At 71.3% G+C, this 25659-nt stretch carries 18 protein-coding genes and 1 pseudogene; 11 read left to right on the top strand and 8 right to left on the bottom strand.

The features are described from left to right. The 7 genes and pseudogenes from ADK55_RS19340 to xdhC form a co-directional block, all read left to right on the top strand. Positions 1-315 (top strand): annotated as a pseudogene (locus ADK55_RS19340) (hypothetical protein); the annotation flags it as partial. 4 nt (positions 316-319) lie between these two features. After that, positions 320-1510: an energy-coupling factor transporter transmembrane component T gene (locus ADK55_RS19335; RefSeq protein ID WP_053680402.1), complete on the top strand. Its 1191-nt coding sequence runs from the start codon at positions 320-322 to the stop codon at positions 1508-1510. Further along, positions 1507-3162, top strand: coding sequence for an ABC transporter ATP-binding protein (locus ADK55_RS19330; RefSeq protein ID WP_053680400.1), 1656 nt, complete (start codon positions 1507-1509; stop codon positions 3160-3162). The genes ADK55_RS19335 and ADK55_RS19330 overlap by 4 nt, the downstream gene beginning before the upstream one ends. A gap of 62 nt (positions 3163-3224) precedes the next feature. Further along, entirely contained in the window at positions 3225-3995 is a 771-nt protein-coding gene (locus ADK55_RS19325; RefSeq protein WP_107089235.1) for an ECF transporter S component, read from the top strand. A 447-nt stretch (positions 3996-4442) separates the two neighbouring features. Beyond that, positions 4443-5918: a xanthine dehydrogenase small subunit gene (locus ADK55_RS19320; RefSeq protein WP_053680396.1), complete on the top strand. Its 1476-nt coding sequence runs from the start codon at positions 4443-4445 to the stop codon at positions 5916-5918. Then, on the top strand, positions 5915-8314 hold the full coding sequence (gene xdhB / locus ADK55_RS19315; RefSeq protein WP_053680394.1) for a xanthine dehydrogenase molybdopterin binding subunit: 2400 nt from the start codon (positions 5915-5917) through the stop codon (positions 8312-8314). Before ADK55_RS19320 ends, xdhB begins: the two co-directional genes overlap by 4 nt. A 1-nt stretch (position 8315) precedes the next feature. Then, positions 8316-9206, top strand: a complete 891-nt coding sequence (gene xdhC / locus ADK55_RS19310) for a xanthine dehydrogenase accessory protein XdhC (protein ID WP_107089233.1) — start codon at positions 8316-8318, stop codon at positions 9204-9206. 9 nt (positions 9207-9215) lie between these two features. Here the strand turns inward: xdhC and ADK55_RS19305 are convergent, their stop codons facing one another. The 7 genes from ADK55_RS19305 to ADK55_RS19275 all read right to left on the bottom strand — a co-directional run bounded on the left by ADK55_RS19305 (position 9216) and on the right by ADK55_RS19275 (position 18277). After that, positions 9216-12032, bottom strand: a complete 2817-nt coding sequence (locus ADK55_RS19305; protein WP_053680415.1) for an NHLP bacteriocin export ABC transporter permease/ATPase subunit — start codon at positions 12030-12032, stop codon at positions 9216-9218. Positions 12033-12129: 97 nt separating this feature from the next. Then, on the bottom strand, positions 12130-14400 hold the full coding sequence (locus tag ADK55_RS19300; protein WP_078999135.1) for an NHLP family bacteriocin export ABC transporter peptidase/permease/ATPase subunit: 2271 nt from the start codon (positions 14398-14400) through the stop codon (positions 12130-12132). Further along, complete coding sequence (locus tag ADK55_RS19295; protein ID WP_053680389.1) at positions 14397-15203, bottom strand: HlyD family efflux transporter periplasmic adaptor subunit; 807 nt, start codon at positions 15201-15203, stop codon at positions 14397-14399. The genes ADK55_RS19300 and ADK55_RS19295 overlap by 4 nt, the downstream gene beginning before the upstream one ends. A 162-nt stretch (positions 15204-15365) precedes the next feature. Continuing rightward, positions 15366-15596 carry a hypothetical protein gene (locus ADK55_RS19290; RefSeq protein WP_053680387.1) on the bottom strand — a complete coding sequence of 77 codons (231 nt, stop codon included), beginning with the start codon at positions 15594-15596 and terminating at the stop codon, positions 15366-15368. Positions 15597-16290: 694 nt separating this feature from the next. Next, complete coding sequence (locus ADK55_RS19285; RefSeq protein WP_053680385.1) at positions 16291-16866, bottom strand: TetR/AcrR family transcriptional regulator; 576 nt, start codon at positions 16864-16866, stop codon at positions 16291-16293. A 149-nt stretch (positions 16867-17015) separates the two neighbouring features. Further along, complete coding sequence (locus ADK55_RS19280) at positions 17016-17855, bottom strand: NAD(P)H-binding protein (RefSeq protein ID WP_053680384.1); 840 nt, start codon at positions 17853-17855, stop codon at positions 17016-17018. Then, the gene (locus tag ADK55_RS19275) at positions 17852-18277 is read right to left on the bottom strand and encodes a nuclear transport factor 2 family protein (protein WP_053680382.1); all 426 of its coding nucleotides are present in this window, start codon (positions 18275-18277) and stop codon (positions 17852-17854) included. The genes ADK55_RS19280 and ADK55_RS19275 overlap by 4 nt, the downstream gene beginning before the upstream one ends. 308 nt (positions 18278-18585) lie before the next feature. On the opposite strand from ADK55_RS19275, the gene ADK55_RS19270 reads away from it, so the two are divergent. Next, positions 18586-19899 carry a PP2C family protein-serine/threonine phosphatase gene (locus ADK55_RS19270; RefSeq protein ID WP_234350141.1) on the top strand — a complete coding sequence of 438 codons (1314 nt, stop codon included), beginning with the start codon at positions 18586-18588 and terminating at the stop codon, positions 19897-19899. A gap of 27 nt (positions 19900-19926) precedes the next feature. On the opposite strand, the gene ADK55_RS19265 is transcribed toward ADK55_RS19270, so the two are convergent. Further along, entirely contained in the window at positions 19927-21405 is a 1479-nt protein-coding gene (locus tag ADK55_RS19265; RefSeq protein ID WP_078999131.1) for a diacylglycerol/lipid kinase family protein, read from the bottom strand. Positions 21406-21798: 393 nt separating this feature from the next. Between ADK55_RS19265 and kdpF the strand changes: the two genes are divergently transcribed. Genes kdpF through kdpB form a run of 3 tightly spaced genes read left to right on the top strand, consistent with a single transcriptional unit; the run spans position 21799 to position 25657 of the window. Next, positions 21799-21888, top strand: coding sequence for a K(+)-transporting ATPase subunit F (gene kdpF / locus ADK55_RS35575; RefSeq protein ID WP_037860493.1), 90 nt, complete (start codon positions 21799-21801; stop codon positions 21886-21888). A gap of 8 nt (positions 21889-21896) precedes the next feature. After that, positions 21897-23561, top strand: coding sequence for a potassium-transporting ATPase subunit KdpA (kdpA, locus tag ADK55_RS19260; RefSeq protein ID WP_053680377.1), 1665 nt, complete (start codon positions 21897-21899; stop codon positions 23559-23561). After that, positions 23558-25657, top strand: a complete 2100-nt coding sequence (kdpB, locus tag ADK55_RS19255) for a potassium-transporting ATPase subunit KdpB (RefSeq protein ID WP_053680376.1) — start codon at positions 23558-23560, stop codon at positions 25655-25657. Before kdpA ends, kdpB begins: the two co-directional genes overlap by 4 nt. Positions 25658-25659: the final 2 nt, after the last annotated feature.

Below are 25659 nucleotides of genomic sequence, written 5' to 3'. Positions count from 1 at the left end.
AAGCGGGAAACCCCCCCCCCGGGCGGGACGGCCCCGGCCGCCGCGACGCCCCCCGCCCCCACGGCCTCGGAGGGCCCCCCGGCCTCGCCGAGCCCCTCCGTGAGCGTCCCGCCGACGCCCACCACCCCGCCGACGACCGGTGCCCCTTCCGTGGCCGCCCCCGCCCCCGGGCCCGAGGTCGTCGACGCGGCGCCCGCCGCCGACGCCGAGCACGACGCGGGCTCGTACCTGCCCGCCGTCGGCGCCGGGGCGCTGGTGCTGCTGATCGGCGCCGCCGCCGTGTTCGCCGCCAAGCGCCGCCGTCGTACGGAGTAGCCGCGTGTCACGCACCACCACCGCGGCCGCGGCGGCCGGGCCGCCGGTGTCCGGCCCCGCGCCGGACACGGGCGGCCGCCGGCTGCCCCGCACCCTGCACCCCGTCGCCTGGTGGATCTGGGCGCTCGCCCTCGCCACCGCCGTCAGCCGCACCAACAACCCGCTGCTGCTGTTCCTCGTCCTCGCGGTCCTCGGCTACGTCATCACCATGCGCCGCACCGAGGCCCCCTGGGCGCGCGGCTTCACGTACTACCTCTACCTCGCGCTCACCGTCGTCACGATCAGGGTGCTCTTCCGCGCGATCTTCGCCACCGGCATCACCCCCCGGGACCACTTCCTCTTCTCGCTGCCGCACGTCCCGACCCCCGACTGGTACGCCGGCATCCGACTCGGCGGGCCCGTCTCACTGGAGGCGCTGCTTTCCGCGGCGACCGACGGGCTGCGACTCGCCTGCATGCTGTGCTGCGTCGGCGCCGCCAACACCCTCGCCAATCCCAAACGGGCCCTGCGGATCCTGCCCGGCGCCCTCTACGAACTCGGCGTCGCCGTCACCGTGTCGATCAGCGTCGCCCCCCAACTGGTGCAGAGCGTGCAGCGGGTGCACCGGGCCAAACGGCTGCGGGCCGGCCGTGCCAAGGGGCTCAGGGCCCTGCGCGGCATCATCGTGCCCGTCCTCGAAGACGCCCTGGAACGCTCCCTGCGCCTGGCCGCCGCCATGGACTCCCGCGGCTACGGCCGGGCCGGCACCGCCACCCGTCGCTCCCGCCGCGCGACCGGCGCCCTCATGCTCCTCGGCATGTGCGGCCTGTGCGCCGGGGCCTACGGACTCCTCGACGCCACCGCGCCGAGACTGCTCGGGCTCCCCGCCATGGGCGTGGGCGCCCTCCTGTGCTTCGCGGGCCTGCGTCTCGGGGGGCGACGCATCACCCGTACCACCTACCGCCCCGATCCCTGGCGTCTCGCCGAGTGGGCCGTCGCCGGCTGCGGGGTCCTGTCCGCGGTGCTGCTGTTCGCCAACGTCGGCTTCGACGCCGCCGAGCTCAACCCCTCTATCTACCCGCTCAGTTGGCCGACGCTGCCGCTCGTCCCGACCGCGGCGATCCTCCTCGCAGGAGCCGCCGGGTTCCTGGCCCCGCCCCCGAGCCCGCCCGTCCGCCCGGCCGTTCCCGCACAGCGCACCGAGGAATCCACGTGATCACCTTCGACCAGGTCACCGTCCAGTACGAGGACACGAGCGATCCGGTCCTGCGGGACGTCGACCTGACCGTGGAGGAGGGAGAACTCTGCCTCGTCGTAGGTCACACGGGCGTCGGCAAGTCCACGCTCCTCGGCGCCGTCAACGGCCTCGTACCGCACTTCACCGGCGGCACCCTCTTCGGCCGCGTGGTGGTCGACGGCCGGGACACGGCGCAGCACCCCCCGCGTGAACTCGCGGACGTCGTGGGCGTCGTGGGACAGGATCCGCTCGACGGCTTCGTCACCGACACCGTCGAGGAGGAACTCGCCTACTCCATGGAGCAGTTGGCTGTCCCACCGGCCACCATGCGCAAGCGCGTGGAAGAGACCCTCGACCTCCTCGGCCTCGCCGACCTGCGTCACCGCGCCCTGCACGAACTCTCCGGCGGACAGCAACAGCGCGTCGCCATCGGCTCGGTCCTCACGGCCCATCCGCGCGTCCTCGTCCTGGACGAGCCGACCTCCGCACTGGACCCGACGGCCGCCGAGGAGGTCCTCGCCGCCGTCACCCGCCTCGTCCACGACCTCGGCGTCACCGTGCTTCTCGCCGAACACCGCCTGGAGCGCGTCGTCCAGTACGCCGACCGCGTCATCCACCTCCCCGGCAACGGCCGTGTCGTCTCCGGAACGCCCGCCGACATCTTCCGAACCTCGTCCATCGCCCCGCCCATCGTGGAACTCGGCCGCGCGGCGGGCTGGACCCCGCTGCCCATGTCGATCCGCGACGCCCGCCGAGCCGCGGCCCCCCTGCGCAGCTCCCTGACGGACACCGCTCCCCCGCCGGTGCGGCCCACCTCGCCCGAACACCGTACGGAGCTCCTCGCCGCACGCGGTGTCACCGTCACCTACCACGGCGTCCCCGCCGTCCGGGAGGTCGACCTCACCCTGCACGGCGGCGAGATCACCGCCCTCATGGGCCGCAACGGGTCCGGCAAGTCCTCGCTGTTGTGGGCGCTCCAGGGTTCCGGGCCGCGCAAGGCCGGCTCCGTGGCCGTCGCCTCCACCGGGGGCAAGGGCCCGCGCGATCCGCGCGAGCTCTCCGCCGCGGCGGCCCGGCGACTGGTCGGTCTGGTCCCCCAGACCCCCACCGACCTGCTGTACCTGGAGTCCGTCAAGCAGGAACTCGACCAGGCCGACAGCGAATCCGGGGTCGCCGCGGACGGGATCCGGGCGCGCGCCATCCTGGACCGGCTGGCGCCCGCCATCCCGGACACCACCCACCCCCGTGATCTCTCCGAGGGGCAGAAGCTGGCGCTGGTCCTGGCGATCCAGCTGACCGCGGCCCCCCGGGTGCTGCTCCTCGACGAGCCGACCCGCGGACTCGACTACCGCGCCAAGGGCGAACTGATCCGCATCGTCGACGATCTGGCCGCGGAGGGCCGCGCCGTGGTGATCTCCACGCACGACGTGGAGTTCGTGGCGCGCGCAGCCGACCGGGTCGTGGTCATGGCCGAAGGCGACATCGTCGCCGACGGCCCCACCCACGAGGTCATCGTGGCCTCCCCCGTCTTCGCCCCCCAGACCGCGAAGATCCTTGCCCCGCTGCCCTTCCTCACCGTGGAGCAACTGACCGCCGTACTCCCCTCCGACGGAACGGACCCGGCCTCGTGAGCACGTACAGCACGTACACCGCGGCCATCCGCATCCGCGCCCGGGCCGGGATCGTCATCGCCATGGCCGGCTTCCTCGGGGTCGTCGCGTTCTTCTGGCCGTTCCTCGTCGCGCCGGGGAAGTTCGGCTCGAACTACGCACCGCCGCTGATCTTCGGTGTGCTGCTCGTCGTGGTGCTGTGCGTGGTGATCTCCGAGATCGCCGAGGGCGGCATCAACTCCAAGGCCCTGGCCATGCTCGGGGTCCTGTCGGCCGTGAACGCCGCGATCCGTCCCCTCGGCGCGGGCACCGCCGGCATCGAGACGGTCTTCTTCATCCTCGTTCTCGCCGGGCGCGTCTACGGACCGGGCTTCGGCTTCACCCTCGGCTGCACCTCGCTCTTCGCCTCCGCTCTGATCACCGGCGGAGTCGGGCCGTGGATGCCGTACCAGATGTTCGGCTGCGCCTTCGTCGGGATGCTCGCCGGGTTCCTCCCGAAGGCGACCGGCCGCCGCGAGGTCGGCCTGCTGGCCGTCTACGGCTCGGTGTCGGGCTACCTCTTCGGGTTCCTCCTCAACCTCTCCTTCTGGCCGTTCTCCCTCGATCCCAACAGCTCCATCGCCTACCTGCCCGGGCTCCCCTTCACCGAGCAGTTCCACCGGTACCTCGCCTTCGACCTCGCCACCTCCCTCGGCTGGGACACCGGCCGCGCCGTCACCAACTTCGTCTGTGTCTGTCTCGCCGGCCCGGCCGTCCTCACGGTCTTCCGCCGCGCCGCCCGCAAGGCCCGCTTCCAGGCCCCGATCCGCTTCAACCCCCAGAGCCCTCCGGGCACACCGCCTGCCCGGGCCTGAGGGTGGCGCGTCACCCGCCGCGCGTCCGGCGAGGACACGTCTGGAGTCGCGTACGAGAACCTCCCCCGCGCGGTGGCCGGCCTTCGTGCGATCAACCGGGATCGGGCTTGACCGGTGAACCCGCGGCAACGTAACTTCGACCGCACCCGCTCACGAGCCACTGGAAGGAGGCGAAGTCGGATGTCGACCATCTCCGCAATGCTTCGCCTCGCCCACCAGATCGCCTGGGCTCCGGGTCGCGTGGCACACGGCTGCTGAACAGCCCTTCCTTGCCGGCGTGCCCGATCGCGGCCCCGGTACCTTCTCCTGTCCTTCACCCTTCACGGCACCTCGCTGCGTGCCGATGCGTCGCGCTCGGGTTCATCGGGCCGCGCCACTGAACGAGAAAGCACCCCACATGGCGACCAGGACCATCAGATCGACCGTGCGCCGGAACGAGGACGTGCCATGGTAGCGGCGCGCATCACCGTCAACGGAAAAGAAGCGACGATCGCACCGTGCGCGCCCCACACCACGGTGCTGGACTTTCTGCGCGAACGCGGCCTCACCGGTACCAAGGAGGGCTGCGCCGAGGGCGAATGCGGCGCCTGTTCGGTCCTCGTGGCACGGCCCGGGGTGAACATGCCGACGGACTGGGTGGCGGTCAACGCCTGCCTGGTCCCGGTCGCCGCGCTCGACGGCCAGGAGGTCGTCACCTCCGAAGGTCTCGCCACCGCCGGCGCACCCGGCACACCGGCCGCGTTGCACCCCGTACAGGAGGAGATGGCCGTCCGCGGCGGCTCCCAATGCGGGTACTGCACGCCGGGGTTCATCTGCAGCATGGCCTCCGAGTACTACCGGCCCGACCGCTGCGCGCACGCGGACTCGGACTCGGACTCGGCCGACGCCACGGACCCCGAGCACGGTCCGAACGGCTTCGATCTGCACGCGCTGAGCGGGAACCTGTGCCGCTGCACCGGCTACCGTCCCATCCGCGACGCCGCGTTCGCCGTCGGATCGCCCACCGAGGACGACGTGTTGGCGCGGCGTCGCGAGCATTCCCCGCCCGCACCGGTCGCCACCGCGTACTCCCGGGACGACAGTGTGTTCCTGCGGCCGGGCACCCTGGCCGAAGCGCTGCGGTTGCTGCGCGAGCGGCCCGAGGCCGTGGTGGTCGCAGGCAGCACCGACTGGGGCGTCGAGGTCAACATCCGCTCGCGGCGGGCGAATTGCGTGGTGGCCGTCGACCGGCTGCCCGAACTACGGTCCCTGCGCGTCGAATCCGATCACGTCGAGATCGGGGCGGCGCAGACGCTGACGGAGATCGAACGCCGCCTCGACGGCAGCGTCCCGCTGTTGGCGGAGCTGTTCCCGCAGTTCGCGTCCCGGCTCATTCGCAACAGCGCGACCCTCGGCGGCAACCTGGGTACCGGGTCCCCCATCGGTGACAGCCCGCCCGTCCTGCTCGCGCTGGAGGCATCGCTGGTGCTCGCCGGCGCCGACGGTGAGCGCGAGGTGCCCCTCGCCGACTACTTCACCGGCTACCGGCGGAGCGTGCGCCGCCCCGACGAACTGATCCGCGCGGTGCGCATCCCGCTGCCGCTGTCACGGGTCACGGCATTCCACAAGATCGCCAAGCGGCGCTTCGACGACATCTCCAGCGTGGCGGTCGCCTTCGCGCTCGACATCGAGGGCGGGATCGTCCGCAAGGCGCGCATCGGCCTGGGTGGCGTGGCCGCCACCCCGATCCGCGCGTTGGCCACCGAGGCGGCCCTGGAGGGCAGGCCGTGGGTGGCGGAGACCGTCGAGGCCGCGTCCCGGGTGCTGCGCGCCCAGGGCACCCCGATGGACGATCATCGCGCCAGCGCGGGCTACCGCTCCGCGATGCTCGGCCAGAGCCTGTTGAAGCTGTACGCGCGAACCACCGAGGCGGTGTCGTCATGAGCCAGTTGTCCGAGCGTCCCGAGAAGTCCGTCGTCGGCGTTTCCATGCCGCACGAGAGCGCCAACCTGCACGTCACGGGTGCCGCGCTCTACACCGACGACCTGATCCACCGCACCAAGGACGTCCTGCACGCCCACCCCGTCCAGGTCATGAAGGCGCACGGCAGGATCATCGCGCTGCGCACCGAGCCCGCGCTCGCGGTGCCCGGTGTGGTCCGCGTGCTGACCGTCGCCGACGTGCCCGGCGTCAACGATGCCGGGATGAAGCACGACGAGCCGCTCTTTCCCGACGAGGTCATGTTCCACGGCCACGCGGTCGCCTGGGTGCTCGGTGAGACCCTGGAGGCGGCCCGGCTCGGTGCGGCGGCCGTCGAGGTGGAACTCGACGAGAAGCCCTCCGTGATCTCGCTGCGGGACGCGATCGAGGCCGGCAGTTTCCACGGCGCCCGGCCCGTGATGCTGACCGGGGACGTCGACGCGGGATTCGCCGACTCCGCCCACGTGTTCACCGGGGAGTTCGGGTTCTCCGATCAGGAGCACTTCTATCTGGAGACGCACGCGGCGCTGGCCCATGTCGACGAGAACGGGCAGATGTTCGTCCAGAGCAGCACCCAACACCCGTCGGAGACTCAGGAGATCGTCGCGCACGTGCTCGGCCTGCACAGCCACGAGGTGACCGTGCAGTGCCTGCGGATGGGTGGCGGCTTCGGCGGCAAGGAGATGCAGCCGCACGGGTTCGCGGCGGTCGCCGCGCTCGGCGCCCTGCTGACCGGTCGCCCGGTGCGGGTGCGGCTCAACCGGACCCAGGACCTGACCATGTCCGGCAAGCGCCACGGGTTCCACGCCGAGTGGAAGATCGGCTTCGATGCCGAGGGCCGCATCCAGGCCCTGGACGCCACCCTGACGGCGGACGGCGGCTGGAGCCTGGACCTGTCCGAGCCGGTCGTGGCCCGCGCCCTGTGCCACATCGACAACACCTACTGGATTCCCCACGCACGCGTCGCCGGTCGCATCGCCAAGACCAACAAGGTCTCGAACACCGCCTTCCGCGGGTTCGGCGGACCGCAGGGCATGCTGGTGATCGAGGACATCATGGGCCGGTGCGCGCCGCTGCTCGGCCTGGATCCCATGGAGTTGCGCGAACGCAACTTCTACCGGCAGGGCCATTCGACGCCGTACGGGCAGCCCGTCCCCCACCCCGAACGCATCTCGATCATCTGGCAGCAGGTCAAGGCCGACGCGGAGATCGCCGATCGCCGGCGCGAGATCGAGGCCTTCAACGCCGCGCACCCGCACACCAAGCGGGCCCTCGCGCTCACCGGGATCAAGTTCGGGATCTCGTTCAACCTCACGGCCTTCAACCAGGCCGGCGCCCTGGTACTGGTCTACAAGGACGGCTCGGTCCTGATCAACCACGGCGGTACCGAGATGGGGCAGGGCCTGCACACCAAGATGTTGCAGGTCGCCGCGACCACGCTGGGCATTCCCCTGCACAAGGTCCGGCTGGCCCCCACGCGCACCGACAAGGTGCCCAACACCTCCGCCACGGCCGCCAGTGCCGGGGCGGACCTCAACGGTGCGGCGGTGAAGAACGCCTGCGAGCAGATCCGCGAGCGGCTGCTCCAGGTCGCCGGCACCCGGCTGGGGGCGAACGCCTCGGACGTGCGCATCGTCGAGGGCGTCGCGCGCGCCCTCGGCAGCGACGAGGAGGTGGCCTGGGACGATCTGGTGCGCACCGCCTACTTCCAGCGGGTCCAGTTGTCGGCGGCCGGTTTCTACCGGACCGAGGGGCTGCACTGGGACGCGAAGGCGTTCCAGGGCTCGCCGTTCAAGTACTTCTCCTACGGCGCCGCCGCGGCCGAGGTGGAGGTGGACGGGTTCACGGGCGGGTACCGGATCCGGCGCGTGGACATCGTGCACGATGTCGGAGACAGCCTCTCCCCGATGATCGACATCGGTCAGGTCGAGGGCGGTTTCGTGCAGGGCGCGGGCTGGCTGACGCTTGAGGACATGCGGTGGGACACGGGTGACGGGCCGAACCGCGGCCGGCTGCTGACCCAGGCGGCGAGCACGTACAAGCTGCCGAGCTTCTCGGAGATGCCCGAGGAGTTCAACGTCAGGCTGCTGGAGAACGCCACCGAGGAGGGCGCGGTCTACGGGTCCAAGGCGGTGGGTGAGCCCCCGCTGATGCTGGCCTTCTCGGTACGGGAGGCGTTGCGGCAGGCCGCCGCGGCGTTCGGGCCCGCCGGAGTCGGTGTGGAGCTCGCCTCGCCCGCGACACCCGAGGCGGTGTACTGGGCGATCGAGTCGGCCCGCGGGGGCGGCGCGGGGCAGGACGCCCGTCCGGCCGTCGCCGGCGAGGTCCCCGCCGACGCGAGCGCTTTGAGCCATGCCTGACATGAGCTGGGTGGCCGCGGTCGCGCGGTTGCGGGCACACCGGGAACCCGGCGTGCTCGTGACCGTCGCGACCGTGCGCGGCCACGCGCCCCGCCGGGCCGGCGCCAAACTCGTCGTGGGCCGGACCGAGACGTGGGGTTCGATCGGGGGCGGCAACATCGAGGCCGTCGCCATCGACCGGGCGCGCGAGCTGAACGGCACGGCCGATCCCGAGCCCGAGCTGATGGAGTTCGCGCTGAACGACAAGGTCACCGGCCCGCACGGCGTGCAGTGCTGCGGCGGAGCCGTCACCGTACTGCTCGAACCACTGCCGGTGGTCCAGGCGGTGGCGGTCTTCGGTGTCGGGCACGTCGGCCTGGAGCTGGCCCGCATCCTGGCCCGCCAGAACCTCGATCTGTACCTGATCGACACCCGGCCCGACATGCTCACCGACGAACGGCTCGATGTGCTCGCGGACGCGATGGCGCGGATCCACGTGCGTCACGCACCGCTCCTTCCGGAGGAGGTGCTCGCGGAGCTGCCGGCCGGCACCCACGTCCTGATCATGACCCACGATCACGCCGAGGACGCCGCGCTGTGCGACGCCGCCCTGCGCACCGGGGGTCTCGGCTCGATCGGCCTGATCGGCTCGTCCGCCAAATGGGCGCGGTTCCGGCAGCGCCTGGCCGACGAGGGCGGCCACGAAGCCGCCGGCATCGACCGGATCAAGACCCCGATCGGGATCACCGGGATCACCGGCAAGGAGCCCGCGACGATCGCGGTGAGCGTCGCGGCGGACCTGCTCCGTGCCTTCGAACAGGACCGCGAACGGGATCGCGAGCAAGACCGGGAACAGGGCCGTGATCAGGACCGCGGCCAGGCGGCGCCGTACGTGATCGCCGGCAGCGCCTGAGGGGGCCCGTCATCGCAGCTGGCGGCGGACCAGGTCGTGGAAGAGGCCGGTCGTGTCGGCGAGCAGTTCGGCGGGCGGGCCCTGCTGGACGATGCGGCCGTCCGCCATGGCGATCACCCGGTCGGCTCCCATGATCGTGGAGAGTCGGTGGGCGATCACGACGCGGGTGGCGCGCAGGGCGCGGGTGGACTCGACGACCACGCGCTGGGCCTCGTTGTCCAGCGCGCTGGTGGCCTCGTCGAAGAACAGGACGCGCGGCTTGCGGATGAGGGCCTGGGCGATCATCAGTCGTTGGCGCTGGCCTCCCGAGACGGTGCCGCCACCGTCGGACAGCATGGTGTGCATGCCCATCGGCATGGCCTTGACGTCCTCGGCCAGGCCCGCCATGGCGGCGGCCTCCCACGCCTCTTCGAGGGAGAACGTCCCGGCGCCGCGGATGCAGTCGAGGATCGACCCGGTGAAGGGCTGGGCGTTCTGCAACACGACGCCGCACTGTCGGCGTACGGCCGCCTGGTCGAGCGCCGCCAGGTCCTGGCCGTCGTACATGACGCTGCCGGAGTCGGGTTTGTCGAAGCCGATGAGCAGCCGCAGCAGTGTCGACTTTCCGCAGCCGCTGGCTCCGACGATCGCGACGAACTCTCCTTGTCCGATGCTGAAGTTGACGTTCTCCAGGACGAGCGGGCCGTCGTCGGCGTAGCGGTACGACAGGTCCTTGGCCTCGATGGCGCCGGTCAGCTCACCCGGTCGGGTACTGGATCGGACCGCCTCGGGGGTCTCCCGCAGGAGCGGCTTGACCTGCTCGAACATCGGCAGCACGGCAGCGGCCGAGATGAGCGCCCCGGTCAGCTGCGTCACCGAGGACAGCAGCATCGTCAGCGCGGTGCTGAAGGTGAGGAACTCGCCGGCCGACATGGCACCGCGGGCCGGTCCGGCCAGCAACATGAACATCACCAGCGTGCACAGCGGCAGGTAGACGGCGCCCAGGACCGTGATGACGTTCTGTATCCGGCCGATGCGCTGCTGGAGGTCGCGGGTTCGGGCGAACTCCCGCGCCCAGGCGGCGTACGCGAAGCTCTCGGCCGCGGCGACGCGGAGCTTGGGCAGGCCGCGCAGGGTCTGGAAGGCCTGGTTGTTGAGCCGGTATCCGAGGGCGATCAGCCGGCGCTGGTAGCGCAACTGCCACAGCCCCAGGCCCAGGAAGACCCCCGCGACGACGACCAGCATGGCGAGCGCCACCATCGCCAGCGGCACGCTGTAGACGAGCAGCAGGACGAGGTTCATCGCGCCGACGGCGCCCGCCTGTACACAGACCGGCCCGATGCCGGACAGCACGCGGCGGATGGCGCTGATGCCCATCGCCGCTCCGGCGAGTTCGCCCGTGGAGCGGCCGGCGAAGAACTTCGTCGGCAGTCGCAGCAGCCGGTCCCACACCGCCGGCTGCAAGGTGGCCTCGACGCGGCCCTCCATGCGCAGGAGGGAGGTGTTCTGCAGCAGCATGAAGGCGGCCGAGACGATGCCGGTCGCGATCAGCGCCAGCCCCGTCTGCACGATGAGGCCGTTCTCGCCCTGTGGAACGTAGCGGCCGAGGACCCGGCCGGTGGCGATCGGCACCAGTGCGCCCAGGGCCACCGCGACCAGCCCGCCCAACATCAGGCTGCGCAGCTCCGGGAGGGTGCCGCGCACGCTGAACCGGAGCAGTGCCGGCAGGCCCACCCGCCCGTCGGGCAGCGGGCGGTACAGCATGACGGCGCGCGGCTCGAAGACGGCCTCGTTCGTCCTGCCGACGCGCTCGCGCGTACCGGTGGCGGGGTCGACGGCCTCGTAGCCGCCCCGCCGCCACAGCAGGGCGACCGGCGTTCCGTCCTTCTCCCGCCGGCCCACGAGCGGCCCGGTGTTCTCCCGCCACCAGCGCCCACCGAGCCGGACCACACGGGTACGGATCCGGGAGGCGAGCGCGATGCTCTCGACGGGATCCACCTGCCCGGCGGTGCCGGCGGCCTCGCCCGGTTCGGAGAGGGTGATGCGGGCCGCGTCGGCGACCAGCCCGCACACGGCGAACGTGGCGTCGACGCCCGCGCTCCGGTGGGAATCCCGGCCGGAACGGACGATGGACGCCAGCAGGGTCCGGTCCGCGTGGGTACGGGCTGCCCGGCCCGCCTCGATTCCGGCCGCCGTACGGTCCTCGTGCGCGCGCTCCAGCTCTTCGAGCCGGTCGTCCAGGGCGTACAGCAGCCGGTGCTGCTGGTCGACCATGCCCTGCCACATCGCCGCGTCGACGAGGAGGGTGCCCACCGCCTCCGTCTCGTACACGGCCCCGTACTGGACGCTGCCCGGGGCGATCTGCATCCAGAGGATGTCGTCGTCGGCCCCGTCGTGTTCGGCGGGGACGCCGCCGTCCAACGGCGGCTGGTAGAGCACGCGCAGGCCGCGGCCGATGCCGCGCGCGAAGGCGTCTTCCAGGGGGCTCGGTCGCCCTGCGGCGGGCATGCCGTACTGCCCTTGATCGGCGTGCCACGGTCCGCCGTGGAACCCCGCCCCCGGGAACTGGTCGCCGTACTCGGGTCGGTACAGCTCCCGCAGCTCGATGCGGCGCAGCCGACACCCTTGCAGGGGCCGTCCGACCAGGGTGTGGTCGGGGCCCTCGGCCGGGCCCAGCAGCAGCGTGCCCGGCTCCAGCCGGCCCAGGAAGTGCCAGTGTCCGGCCTGCGAGGCGTCGACGGCGAACAGGTCCAACGCGCCCCGCACGACCAGCCACAGGACGAGCGGGCCCTCCAGGGACAGGCTGCGCAGGCCCGTGCAGTCGACCGCCGAGCCCAGGGCGCCCAGTGCCGCGACGACCGGGTCCGGGGGCCCGCCCGGTCGATCGGCGGTGACGGGGGTCGTGGCGGCGTCCGTGGCGGTGGTGTGGTGGGCGTGCGTCACCTCAGTGCTCCTTGACCAGTTCGGCGTACGGGCCCCGCGCGGCGACCAGGTGCTCGTGCCGGCCGCGTTCCACGATCGCGCCCCGGTCGAGCACGACGATCTCGTCGCTGTCGCGGACCGTGCTCAGCCGGTGGGCGATGACCACACAGGCGCAGCCGCGTCGGCGCAGGTTGTCGATGATGACCTGCTCGGTCACCGCGTCCAGGGCGCTGGTCACCTCGTCGAGCACCATCACGCTGGGGCGGCGCACCAGCGCCCGGGCGATCTCCAGGCGCTGCCGCTGACCGCCGGAGAAGTTGCGACCGTCCTGCTCGACGCGGCTGTGGATGCCGCCGGGGCGGCGGGCGACCACGTCGTGCACGGCGGCGTCCTGAAGGGCCGCGACGACGGCCTCGTCCGGGATGGAGGGGTCCCACAGCGTGACGTTGTCGCGGACGGTGCCCTCGAAGAGGAAGACGTCCTGGTCGACGAAGGAGACGGAGGCGGCCAGCGCGCCGCGCGGAATGTCCTCCAGCCGCATGCCGTCGATGCGGATGGCCCCCTCCCAGGGGGTGTGGAGGCCGGAGAGCAGCCGGGAGACGGTGGACTTGCCGCTGCCGGATCCGCCGACGAGCGCGACCTGTTGCCCGGGGCCGACGGAGAGCGAGAAGTCCGTGAGCAGCGGGGCGTCCAGTGGGCTGTAGCCGAAGGTGACGTGCTCCAGCTCCACGTGGCCCTTGAGGCGTCGGGTGCCGGCGGCGGGCTCGCGCCGCGAGTGGACCGGGTCGACGGGAAAGTTCTCGACGTCCTTGAGACGGGCGACGTCGGCCGCGAAGTCCTGGATCCTTCCCGCGACGCCGCCCAGCCGGGAGATCGGCGCGGTGAAGCTGGTCACCAGGGCCTGGAAGGCGACGAGGAGACCCACGGTGAGATGCCCCTCCACCGCCCGCAGGCCGCCGATCATCAGGATCAGCGCGCTGTTGAACGCGGCCAGCGTGGGGGCGACGATCGCGAGCCACGCGCTGGGCACGCCGAGCCGCTGCTGCACGTCGAGGGTGACGGCGTGCTGTCCGGCCCAGCGCCGGAAGAAGCCGTTCTCGCCGCCCGTGGCCTTCATGGTCTCGATGAGTTGGAGACCGCTGTACGAGGTGTTGGTCAGCCGGGCGCTCTCCGCGCGCAGCTTCTGGGTGTCGGTGGCCCTCAGCCGGATCACGATCCGCAGGGCCACCACGTTGAGCAGCGCCACGGCCACGCCGACGAGGGTGAGCTGCGGATCGTACGTCCACAGCAGCACCGCGTAGATCACGACCACCACGGCGTCCACGCCCGCGGCGGCCAGGTCCCTGGCGAGGGTCTCGGCGACCGTGTCGTTGGATTGCAGGCGCTGGACCAGGTCCGCCGGGTTGCGCTGGGAGTAGAAGGTGACCGGAAGCCTCAGGAGGTGCCGGAAGAAGCGGGCACCGCCCAGGGTGGAGGAGATGATGCGCCCGCGCAGCAGATTGGCCTGTTGCAGCGCGGTGAGTGTCGCGGTGAGTACGAGGGCGACCGCCATCGAGGCGAACAGCACTCCCAGCAGGGAGGTCTGCTCCCCGATCAGGAACATGTCGATGTACGTGCGGCTCAGCGCCGGCACCGAGGCACCGACGGCCACCAGGAGGAGGCTGGAGAGCACGGCGGCGGCCATGGTTCCCGAAGTGCCCCGCAGGCGGGCCGGCATGGCGCCCAGGACTCCCGGCTTGCGGCCGCCGCGGCGGAAGCCGTCGCCGGGTTCGAAGGTGAGCACGACGCCGGTGAAGCTGGTGTCGAACTCGTCCAGGGGGACGAACCGGCGTCCCTTGCCCGGGTCGTTGACGTACACGCCCTTGCGGCCGAGCCGGCGGCTCATGCCGTCGTAGACGACGTAGTGGTTGAACTCCCAGAAGAGGATGGCCGGGCCGCTCACCTCGGCGAGCGCGGCCAGGCCCATCTGCATGCCCTTGGCCGTCAGCCCGTAACCGCGTGCGGCCTTGAGGAGGTTGCCGGCGCGGGAGCCGTCGCGGGAGACGCCGCACGCGATGCGCAGTTCCTCCAGGGGGACGAAACGGCCGTGGTGCCCGAGCACCATGGCCAGCGCGGCGGCGCCGCACTCCACCGCCTCCATCTGCAGCACGGTGGGGGTGCGTACTGGGCGGGGTGTCCTGCCCTTGGGGGCGGGTGCGGGTTTGCGGCGGGTGCCGCCCTTGGACTCGGGGCGGTGCCGTCGGTGTCCGGACGAAGGGAGTCGCGGCGGTGTGCCGGTCCGGGGCGCGGTCACGGCAGCAGCCAGTCGACGGGGCGTTGCACGGCGAGGTGGACGGCGCCGCTGACCGGTGTCCCCGACGGGACCTCGTCCGGGGGGCCGTCGCCGGAGGACCAGCGGTAGCCGGTCCCGGTCGAGGTGGAGGGGTCCAGTTGTACGAGTACCGCGACCGGGTTGCCGTCGCGGGTGAACTGTTCGGCCAGCCCGCCGTCGCCCAGGAAGCCGCCGATCTGCGCCGTGGTCTGCGGCGTGCGGCCGACCGCCTTGACGCGGCCGCGCAGCGTGCCGAACCGCTCCTTCGGGACGGACTGGACGGTCAGGTCCACGGTCGCGCCGACCGGGATCGTCGAGGCGCCGGCGCCGGGCACGTACAGCACGGCCACCAGCGGGTCCTGCGGGTCCTTCACGCGTTCCACGGTCGCCACGTCCGCACCGGTGGAGACGACCGAGCCCACCTTGGCCACGAGTGTCGCCAGCCGGCCGCCGGTCACCACGCGCACGGGGCGGTCCCCTTGCGCCGTACGGACGTTGAGCAGGGGCGCGCCGGCGGTCAGCAGCCGGCCCTCCTCGGCGAGGACCGCGGTGACCTGTCCCGCGACCGGGGTCTGCAGTACGTAGCTGCCTTCGGCGTGGGTGAGGATGCCGGGCGCGCTCAGCTTGGAGGACACGGTGCCGGTGAAGGCCCAGAAACTCGCGGCGGCCATGACGATGACCGTGACGACCAGGACGAGCCGGCCCTGCGGGCGCGCGAAGCGTACGGGCAAGTCGAGTTCTTCGGGCGATTGCAGCTTGGAAAGAGCCTTTTGGCGAAACTGCACGGACTATTCCTTCGACTGCATTCGTATCGGCCGGGCGTATCGGTCGTACGGACTTGCACGGGCATACGGACTTGCACGGACATGCGGTCTCGCACGGACCTGCGGGCAGCCAGGAACCCCGGAGCCGTGGGGGACGCTCCGGGGTTCATGGGGATATCCCGATCAGAGACCGGCGATACCGGTGTTCACCGAAACGCCGGTGACGCCCGTGACGACGCCGGGAACCTGCGACACGATGCCCGTGGCGGCCTGGACGGTGTTCAGGGAGCCCAGGACGTTGCTGACATCGCTGGTCACGGCGCCCACGAGGCCACCGGACACGCCGATGATGCCACCGGAGACGGCGTCCAGCTCGGTGTCGGCGATCTCGCGGGTCTCGATGTCGTTACGCATGACGCGCACCTTTCATTGGGGGGAGGAATTCATTCATGCGGCGGCGGGGCGGCCCGAAACGGGCCACCCATTTCGACTGCCGCAATGCGCAAGATGTAAGCACGCGAACGGGCCGGCGGACCAATCCCGTTGACGCCCCATCACGGCTGGACGGGCGTCCCCGACGACTGAAGTGCAGCTTGATTCACCGAATGGTGACGGCTTCTCCACAAGATCGAGTAACAGATGTGGAGCCTCCCTTCCTTACACGGAACCAACTGACTCGAAACCGCCACAACCGGACGGAACATTCCGGTCATATCGCCGGCGAGGGAGGTGAGTTGTCGCAGTCGCGGACACGATGTGCAGGTTTCCGTAAGGCGCGTGGGGTGACGAGGTCGTCACACCTGGTGTGTGTACGCGAGGAACCGGTCCCCTCCGCGCCGGCCCCGGGCCGGTGCCCGATCGCGTACCGGCCCGGCGCAGGACGGACTCGGGCGCGGGGGTGCACCGCGGTGTACAGCGGACGCACTGCGGTGGGCCGGGTCCGCGCGGTCGGCGCGGCGCTCCTGCGCGTACCCGCCCGGTACGCGGATCCGGGCAGGGGTGGCGACGCTTCGACACGACGAGCGCCGACGCCTCGACACGCGTCGAGGCGTCCGGGGGTGGTGCGGCGTCCGGGGTGCGGGAGCCGTCCGACCTCGGTCGGGCGGGCTCAGCCGGCTCCGAGAACCTTGTCGATGTATCCCGCGAGCGAGGACCGCAGACCCTCCGCGTCCACCCCCCGCTCGTCGATCAGGTGGGCCACGAGGTCGGCGCGGATGGCGGCCAGCAGTGCGTGGGCGGTGAAATCCGCGTCGTCGACGCCGGGCACCTCATCGAGCGCCGTGCGAAGGACCTCGTGCCACCAGCCGTAGTGCTCGGCCTGGTAGGGGCTGCTGAGCCCGGCGTCCTCCGCGGCCGTCATCAGGTTCCGGTTCTCGATCTTGAAGCGCAGCGAGGCGTCGAGAAGGTCCGCCACCCGCTGTCGCGGTGAGGACCCCGGCGCGCCCTGCGCCTCCCGCACGGCGCGCCGGAGGGGTTCGAGGCGGGAGGCGATCACCGCGCCGATCAGGCCCGCGCGGTCGCCGAAGCGGCGGAAGAGGGTGCCCTTGCCGACGCCCGCGGCCGCGGCGATGTCGTCCATCGACACGCTCTGCGGGCTGCCGCTGGCGGCGAAGAGGGCGTCCGCTGCCGCCAGGACGGCTTCTCGGTTGCGCAGGGCGTCCGCGCGTTCCGTGCGCTGGGCCACGGATCCTCCTTGGTCTTCGGCCCGTCACCGACGGCCCGCCCGCCCGGGATGCGGCGGGCCGGTTCGTGACGTCGTCGAGCCAGTCGACGATACGCGTTCCCGCGCACCGGCGCCGATCCCGCCGGGGCGGCACGGTGGCGACTCCCCCGTCAGGCGATCTCCCTCTCGACGAAGGCGCGGAAGGTGCCCGGAGGACGACCGGTGAGGCGTTCGACGGTGTCCGTGGTGCGGTCCTCCGCGCCGTCGGCGATGGCGCGGTCCATGGCGGCCAGCATGGAGGCGAACTCCAGCGGGATCTCGGCCGCCCAGCGGTCGCGCAGTTGCTCGAAGGTCAGGTGCCGGTGCACGACGGTGCGGCCGGTGGACTCGGTGAGGATCGCGGCGACGTCGTCGTGGCTGAACGTCTGCGGTCCGGTCAGGATCAGGTCGGTGTCGGGGGACTTCTCGTCGACCAGGGCCCTCACGGCGACGGCGGCGATGTCCTGCGCGTCGACGAAACCGATGCGGCCGTCGCCCGAGGCCGTCAGGATGACGCCTCCCTCACGGATGCTGCGGGCGTGCGGGGTGGATCCGGTGAAGTTCTGCATGAACCAGGAGGGCCGCAGTACCGCCCACTCGTCGAACAGGCCGGGCAGCGCCTGGTGGACCTGGCCCACCGCGGGGCCGCCCGCCGGGATCGCCGACGCCCCGAGCAGCACCGCGCGTCGCACGCCGGCCGCTCGGGCCTCGTGGAGGAAGGGCAGCATGACCGCGGCCGGGTCGGAGGAGCCGACGGGCGGGACGAGGTAGGCGCGGTCGACCCCGCGCAGGGCCTCGCCCCAGGTCGCGGGCTCGTTCCAGTCGAAGCGGACCGCCTGCGCGCCGCCCACCGGGGCGGCGGTGCGTCCGGCCGCCTTGACGTGGTGGTCTTCGGCGAGGAGACCGGCGGTGACCCGGCGGCCGGTGGTGCCGGTGGCGCCGATGACCAGGGTGGCGTTGGGGTCGCTCATCGCCCGGCGCCCGTGAAGTCGACGCCGGGCTCCTGCACGGCGAGGGGGTTCCAGTAGTCGCGGTAGGAGGTCATGAGACCGTCCCTGACCGTGACGACGGCGATGTACGTCATGTCGAAGGGGCCTCCTGTCTTCACCAGGCGCCCCACGTCGCGCATCTCGACCACGATCGTCTCGGGGACGGTGGTCCGGTGGACCGTCACCTCGGGGAAGTCGTGGAGGTCGATGTGGTCCGGGTAGTGACGCATGTGGTCCGCGATGGCCCGGCGCCCTTCCAGCCGCGCGGGCCAACCCGGAGGCGCGAAGGGGAACTCCATGATCCCGTCCTCGTCCCAGAGGTCCATCCATGCGGGGACGTCCTTCTCCAGCAGCAACCGCAGACCGTGACGGTAGAGCTCCTCAGGAGCCATGGGGATGGTCATGTTCGAGGTTTCCGTTCCGCTCGAAACGGACCGACGGTCCGCATGGGGCAAACATACGGACCGCCAGTCCGTTTCGCAAGGGTGGTTCGCCTGGAGGGCGGACCACCGCCGCCCCCGCGGGGCACCGGACCCGCCCGTACACAGCGCCGTGCGCAGGGCCCTCGGGTGACGGCTCCCCCTCGGCGCAGGTTGGTGGGCGCGGTGGGGCGTGGTTGGCTGTCGTCTGGACAGACACTCCAAGACTGCGGTTCGGCTGGTTCGGGCGTTGTCGGAGAGGCAGGGCAGGGACGAGGGGTGCGGGAGTGCCGGTGCGGAACAAGACGGACGGGTTGCCGAGACAGCTGTGGGACCGGGCCCGGTTGGCGGCGGTCGCGGCGACGGAACTGATCGACACCGGGCCGGAGCAGGTCTTCGAGGACCTCGCGGGCCTCGCCGCCCGGGTCACCGGCTCGGGGCGGGCGTTCATCACGCTGGTGGACGACCGGCGCTCGTTCTGGAAGGCCTGCGTCGGGGTCGACGCGACCACGATCGAGGACCGGCAGAATCCGGTCGAGGAGAGCTTCTGCTTCTTCCTGATCGGTCTCGACGGGGAGCCCTTCATCGTGGACGACGCCGCCAACGACCCCCGCACCCGTGACCATCCCTCGGTCGAACCGATGCGCATCGGCGCCTGGGCCGGATACCCCCTCCTCGGAGCGGGCGGCGAGGTGCTGGGCAGCTTCTGTGTCATCGACGACAGCCCCCGCGTCTGGACGCCCGCCGATCTGACCACGCTGGAGACGCTCGCCCGCTCGGTCGGCGCCGAGATCGGCCTGCGCCGGTCCCTGACCGCCGCCCGGAACGCGCACACCCTGTCGGCGGACCTCGCCCACTCACTCCAGCAGGGCCTGCTGCCGCCGGCCCTGCCCCTGGTACCGGGCGTGGAGGTGGCGGCGTCCTACCTGCCCGCCTCCCGTGCGGGCCGTTCCGACATCGAGGTCGGCGGCGACTTCTACGACCTGTTCCGCACCCGCGGCTCCTCCTGGGGCGCGGTCCTGGGCGACGTGTGCGGCAAAGGCGTACAGGCCGCCCAGGTGTCCTCGATGGCCCGCTACACGATCCGTGCCGAGGCCGGCGAGAACCGTTCCCCCGCAGGCCTCCTCGACCGCCTCAACACCGCGATGCTCGCCCAGCACGCTCCTCGCTTCCTCACCGCCGTCTACGCCCGTTTCCGGACCACCCGCGGGGGCCTCGCGGGGACGCTCGCCCTGGCCGGCCACCCGCCCGCCCTCGTCCGGCGAGCCGACGGCACCGTCCGCGAGATCGGCAGGCCCGGACAGCTCCTCGGCGTCTTCGACCCCATCCGCCTGGCCGACGCCAGGTTCCGGCTCGCCCCGGGCGACCTGCTTCTCCTCTACACCGACGGCGCGACCGAGGCACGCGCCCGCCCCGGAGCCCCCGACCGCGAGCACGACGTCTTCGACGACGCCGACCTGGCCCGCACCCTCGCCGACACGGCCGGCATGAACGCCACCGACACCATCAGCCACATCAACGACACCCTGGCCGCCCGGCACGAAGGATGGACCAGCGACGACACGGCCCTCCTGGCCCTGCGCGTCCCCGAGCAGCACCCCGGCTGAAAGCCCCGCCACGGAAACCGGAACGGATCATTCCCACCGGCTCACCCTCCTTGAACCCGCGTCCCCACCGACCTCACCGACGCGCTCGCCGGCATCACCTCGGCCGCCGCGGAAGGCGTCGACGCCCCCGGCGACCCGGACGAGTGCCCCGATACCCGCCACTGATGAAGCGGTACCGCGCCCGGCCGCCGCCCGTCCCATCGACAGTGCCAGAGTCCGTACCCGGCGCCAGTCCATCGGCGGTGCGACGGGCGGCACGCCGGGCCGGTGCCGGGGCACCCACACGCGCAGAGCGCCGGGCGCGAGACGACAGCGCACCGGAGTGGGCAGCGTCAGGGCCTCGCCGTCGACACCGACCGGTATGACCGGGGCGTCGGCGTCGACGACGACCTCTCGGGCGGTGGTCGCGGTCAGCCCGCGGCCCTGCCCGCCCCGCAGCAGGAGCTCCGTGGCCTCGGCGGCGTTGCCGACGCCGACACACAGCCCCCCCAGCTCGCCCGAGTCCAGTCCCTGTCGGCGCCCCAGTCCCGCCGAGTCGCCCCTCGCATAGGGGTTGTTGCTCACCAGTACCGCCTGGGGGCCCTCCACGGCCAGCTCGTCGGTACGGACACTCAGCACGGCGCCGCTCTGGTGGGTCAGCAGGTCCGGCAGCATCTCCAGGATGGTGCGGGCCTTGTCGTCGCGGTAGGCGGGACTCTGCACGACTTCCGCGTACACGCCGAACGAGGCGTTGTTGATGAAGACGCGCTCCGCGCTCCGGTCCGCCGGCGGTCCCCCCTGGAGGTAGCCGATGTCGATGCGCAGTTCGACACCGTCGTCCAGTGCGTCCAGACACCTGGAGGGGTCGTCCCGGTCGAGGCCCAGGTCCATGGCGAAGTGGTTGCGGGTGCCGGCGCCGATCACCATGAACGGTATGTCGTGCTCCGCGGCCACGCCGGCGACCAGGGCCTGTGTACCGTCGCCACCCGCGACGCCGAGCAGATCGGCCCCGCCCCGGACGGCCCGCCGCGCCAGCTCGGCCACGTCCTGCCGTCCGGTCGTGTCCAGTACGACGACCTCGGCGCCTTTGGCCCTGGCCCGCTCCGCCAGGCGGAACTTGCCGACCTTCCCGCCGCCCGAGCGCGGATTCATGATCAGGAACGGGTGCTCGGCCCGGCCGGCGGACCGCTCCGACATGGTCGGCGAGGTGTCGTCCGCAAGCGCGGCCCTGCCGGCGGAAACGGCCAATGCCCACAGGCCGAGGGAGACCAGCACGACCCACAGGAGTCCGGCGGACGCGTACAGGACCAGGACACCGAGCGGCGCGGCGATCACCAGCAGCACGGCCAGTACCCGGATCCAGCCGGTGTGGGTGAGCATCCACCAGCCACCGGCCGCCGTGAGCACCAGACCCGCCCACCCCACCCCCATGAGCACGAGGCTGCCGAACCCGGCGAAGACCACCAGTACCAAGAGCGCGGCCACGCCCGCCGCGAGGGCCAGACGCGCGGTCCAACGCCTGCTCATGTGACGGCCTCCCGCCCAGGTCCGGAGGTATCCCCTCAAGCGTATGGGCGCTCCTCCCGCGCGGCACGTTCCGGCTTCCTCACCAGGCCCGACCACCCCCCGGACCTCCGCATCGCGTCGAGGGAACCCGCCTGCGGTTGTCCTCCCCCTCCTCGACATCCGCCGCGCGGCCTCCCGTAAGAGGGGCGTCAAGGGTTGCGGGGCGGCCGTATGGACCCCGTCAAGGCGGCTTAACACCCGGGTGAAGACGCGGTTGTCTCGTCATCAGCCAACTGGCTGATTCATTTCTTCCCACTTCACTCAGGAGCTCGCGATGGCCGATCTGGCCTTCGTCGTCACCACGGTCGCGGTGTTCGCGCTGGTGGCTCTCATCGCCCGGGGGGTGACCAGGCTGTGACTGTCGAGAACGTTGTCGGCCTCGTCGTGGCCGTCTCACTGCTCGGATACCTCGTCCTCGCCCTTGTGTACCCGGAGAGGTTCTGAGCACTGATATGAGCCCCGTAACCGCCGGCGTGCTCCAGCTCCTCGCGCTGATCGCCGCACTCGCGCTGGCCTACCGCCCACTCGGCGACCACATGGCCCGGGTCTACACCTCCGAGAAGCACTACAAACCGGAGAAGTGGATCTACAAGGCCATCGGCGCCAACCCGAACGCCGAGATGCACTGGCCCGCCTACCTGCGCGGCGTCCTCGCCTTCTCGGCGGTGGGCGTCCTGTTCCTCTACGGCATACAGCGCCTACAGGGCAGCCTGCCTGGTTCCCTCGGCTTCGTGTCGATCGATCCGGATCAGGCCTTCAACACCGCCGCGTCCTTCGTGGCGAACACCAACTGGCAGTCGTACTACGGCGAACAGGCCATGGGCCACGTCGTACAGACCGGTGGCCTCGCGGTGCAGAACTTCGTCTCCGCCGCCGTCGGCATGGCCGTCGCGGTGGCGCTCGTCCGGGGCTTCGCGCGCTCCCGCACCGGTGAACTCGGCAACTTCTGGTCCGACCTGGTCCGCGGCACCCTCCGCATTCTTCTTCCCATCTCCGTGATCGGCGCCCTCGTCCTGGTCGCCTGCGGAGTCATCCAGAACTTCGCCGGCATCCACGAGGTCGGCCAGTTCATGGGCGGCAGCCGGCAGTGGAACGGCGGGGCGGTCGCCTCGCAGGAGGTCATCAAGGAGCTGGGCACGAACGGCGGCGGCTACTTCAACGCCAACTCCGCCCACCCCTTCGAGAACCCGACCCCCTTCTCGAACCTGTTCGAGATCTTCCTGATCCTCCTCATCCCCTTCGCACTGACCCGCACCTTCGGCCGCATGGTCGGCAACCTGCGCCAGGGCTACGCGATCCTCGCCACCATGGGCATCATCTGGATCGGATTCACCGCGCTGATGATGTGGACCGAGTTCGCTCACCACGGACCGGCGTTCGACGTCGCCGGCGGTGCGATGGAGGGCAAGGAGACCCGCTTCGGCATCGGCGGTTCGTCGATCTTCGCCGTGGCGACGACGCTGACGTCGACCGGCGCCGTCAACTCCTTCCACTCCTCCTACACCGGCTTCGGCGGCGGCATCGCGATGCTGGGCATGCAGCTCGGCGAGATCGCCCCCGGCGGAGTCGGATCCGGCCTCTACGGCATGCTGATCATGGCGATCATCGCGGTGTTCATCGCCGGCCTGATGGTCGGCCGCACCCCCGAGTACCTCGGCAAGAAGATCGGCACCCGCGAGATCAAGCTCGCCGCCTGCTACATCCTCGTCACCCCGGCCCTGGTGCTGTGCTTCACCGCCGCCGCGATGGCCCTGCCCACCCCGGGCAACTCCATGACGAACTCCGGCGCGCACGGCTTCTCCGAGATCCTCTACGCCTACACCTCGGGCGCCAACAACAACGGCTCCGCCTTCGCCGGACTCAACGCCGACACGCAGTGGTTCAACAGCACCATCGGCATCGCCATGCTGCTCGGCCGCTTCCTGCCCATGGTGTTCGTCCTCGCGTTGGCGGGCTCGCTCGCCGAGCAGAAGCCCATCCCCGAGACGGCGGGCACGCTCCGCACCGACAAGCCGCTCTACGCGGGCCTGCTCGTCGGCACGATCGTCATCATCACCGGCCTGACCTACTTCCCCGCCCTCGCGCTGGGGCCGCTCGCCGAAGGGCTCGCCTCATGAGCACCATCACTCCCACCCGTGCCCCGCACGAGGACGTTCCCACCGGGCACCCGCCCGCGGCCGGCCGTGTCGGCGGGGGGCTCTTCGATCCCAAGGCACTGCTGAAGTCCTTCCCGGACGCGGTGCGCAAGCTCGACCCGCGCGTGATGATCAAGTCCCCGGTCATGTTCGTGGTCCTGATCGGCTCGGTCGTCACGACCGTGCTGGCGGTCAAGGATCCGACGGACTGGTTCGGTTGGGCGATCACCGGCTGGCTGTGGCTGACCACGATCTTCGCCAACCTCGCCGAGGCCGTCGCCGAGGGCCGCGGCAAGGCCCAGGCCGACACCCTCCGCAAGGCGAAGACTGACACGGTCGCCCGCCGCCTCGACGGCTCGATGGAGGAACGGGTCCCCGGCGCGGAGCTCCGTATCGGCGACCTGGTGATCTGCGAGGCGGGCGACATCATCCCCGGTGACGGTGACGTCGTCGAGGGCGTCGCGTCGGTGGACGAGTCGGCCATCACCGGCGAATCCGCGCCCGTCATCCGCGAGTCGGGCGGCGACCGCAGCGCGGTCACGGGTGGCACGAAGGTCCTCTCCGACCGGATCGTCGTCAAGATCACGACGAAGCCCGGCGAGACCTTCATCGACCGCATGATCGCGCTGGTCGAGGGCGCGGCGCGGCAGAAGACGCCCAACGAGATCGCGCTGAACATCCTGCTCGCCTCGCTGACCATCGTCTTCCTGCTGGCCGTCGTCACCCTGCAACCGTTCGCGATCTACGCGGGCGCCGAGCAGTCGATGATCGTGCTCACCGCCCTGCTGGTCTGCCTGATCCCCACCACCATCGGCGCGCTGCTCTCCGCCATCGGCATCGCGGGCATGGACCGCCTGGTCCAGCGCAACGTCCTGGCCATGTCCGGCCGCGCGGTGGAAGCGGCGGGCGACGTGTCGACGCTGCTGCTCGACAAGACCGGCACCATCACCCTCGGCAACCGCCAAGCCTCCGAATTCGTACCGGTCAAGGGCACCACGGAGGCCGAACTGGCGGACGCCGCGCAGCTTTCGTCGCTGGCGGACGAAACTCCCGAAGGCCGCTCCATCGTGGTCCTCGCGAAGGAGAAGTACGGGCTGCGCGAACGCCACCAGGGCGAACTGTCGCAGGCCGAGTGGATCGCCTTCACCGCGCAAACCCGTATGTCGGGTGTCGACATGGACGGCAGGCAGACCCGCAAGGGCGCCGCCGGCTCGGTCATCACCTGGGTGAAGGAGCAGGGCGGTCAGGTCTCCGACGACGCCGACGTCCTCGCCGACCGGATCTCGGAAGCCGGCGGCACGCCCCTCCTCGTCGCCGTCAAGGACGACCGGGGCGCCCGGGTCCTGGGCGTCATCCACCTCAAGGACGTCGTGAAGGAAGGCATGCGCGAACGCTTCGACGAGCTTCGCCGCATGGGCATCAAGACGATCATGATCACGGGCGACAATCCGCTCACCGCGAAGGCCATCGCGGAGGAGGCGGGCGTGGACGACTTCCTCGCCGAGGCCACGCCCGAGGACAAGATGGCCCTCATCAAGCGCGAGCAGGCCGGCGGCAAGCTGGTCGCGATGACCGGCGACGGCACGAATGACGCGCCCGCCCTCGCCCAGGCCGACGTCGGGGTCGCCATGAACACGGGCACCTCGGCCGCCAAGGAGGCCGGGAACATGGTGGACCTCGACTCCAACCCCACCAAGCTCATCGAGATCGTCGAGATCGGCAAGCAGTTGCTGATCACGCGCGGCGCGCTGACGACGTTCTCCATCGCCAACGACGTCGCCAAGTACTTCGCGATCATCCCGGCCATGTTCGCCGTGGTCTACCCGGGCCTCGACAAGCTCAACGTCATGGGCCTGACCTCCCCCGAGTCCGCGATCCTCTCCGCCGTCATCTTCAACGCGCTGATCATCATCGCGCTCGTACCGCTCGCCCTCAAGGGCGTGCGCTACCGGCCGACCAGCGCCGACAAGATGCTCCGCCGCAACCTCGGCCTGTACGGCGTGGGCGGTCTGATCGCCCCGTTCATCGGCATCAAGGTCATCGACCTCCTCATCTCCCTCATCCCCGGAATCGGCTGATC

The organism is Streptomyces sp. WM4235 (genome assembly GCF_001279725.1).
GTDB lineage: Bacteria > Actinomycetota > Actinomycetes > Streptomycetales > Streptomycetaceae > Streptomyces.
This window is presented reverse-complemented; position numbering and strand designations above follow the sequence as displayed.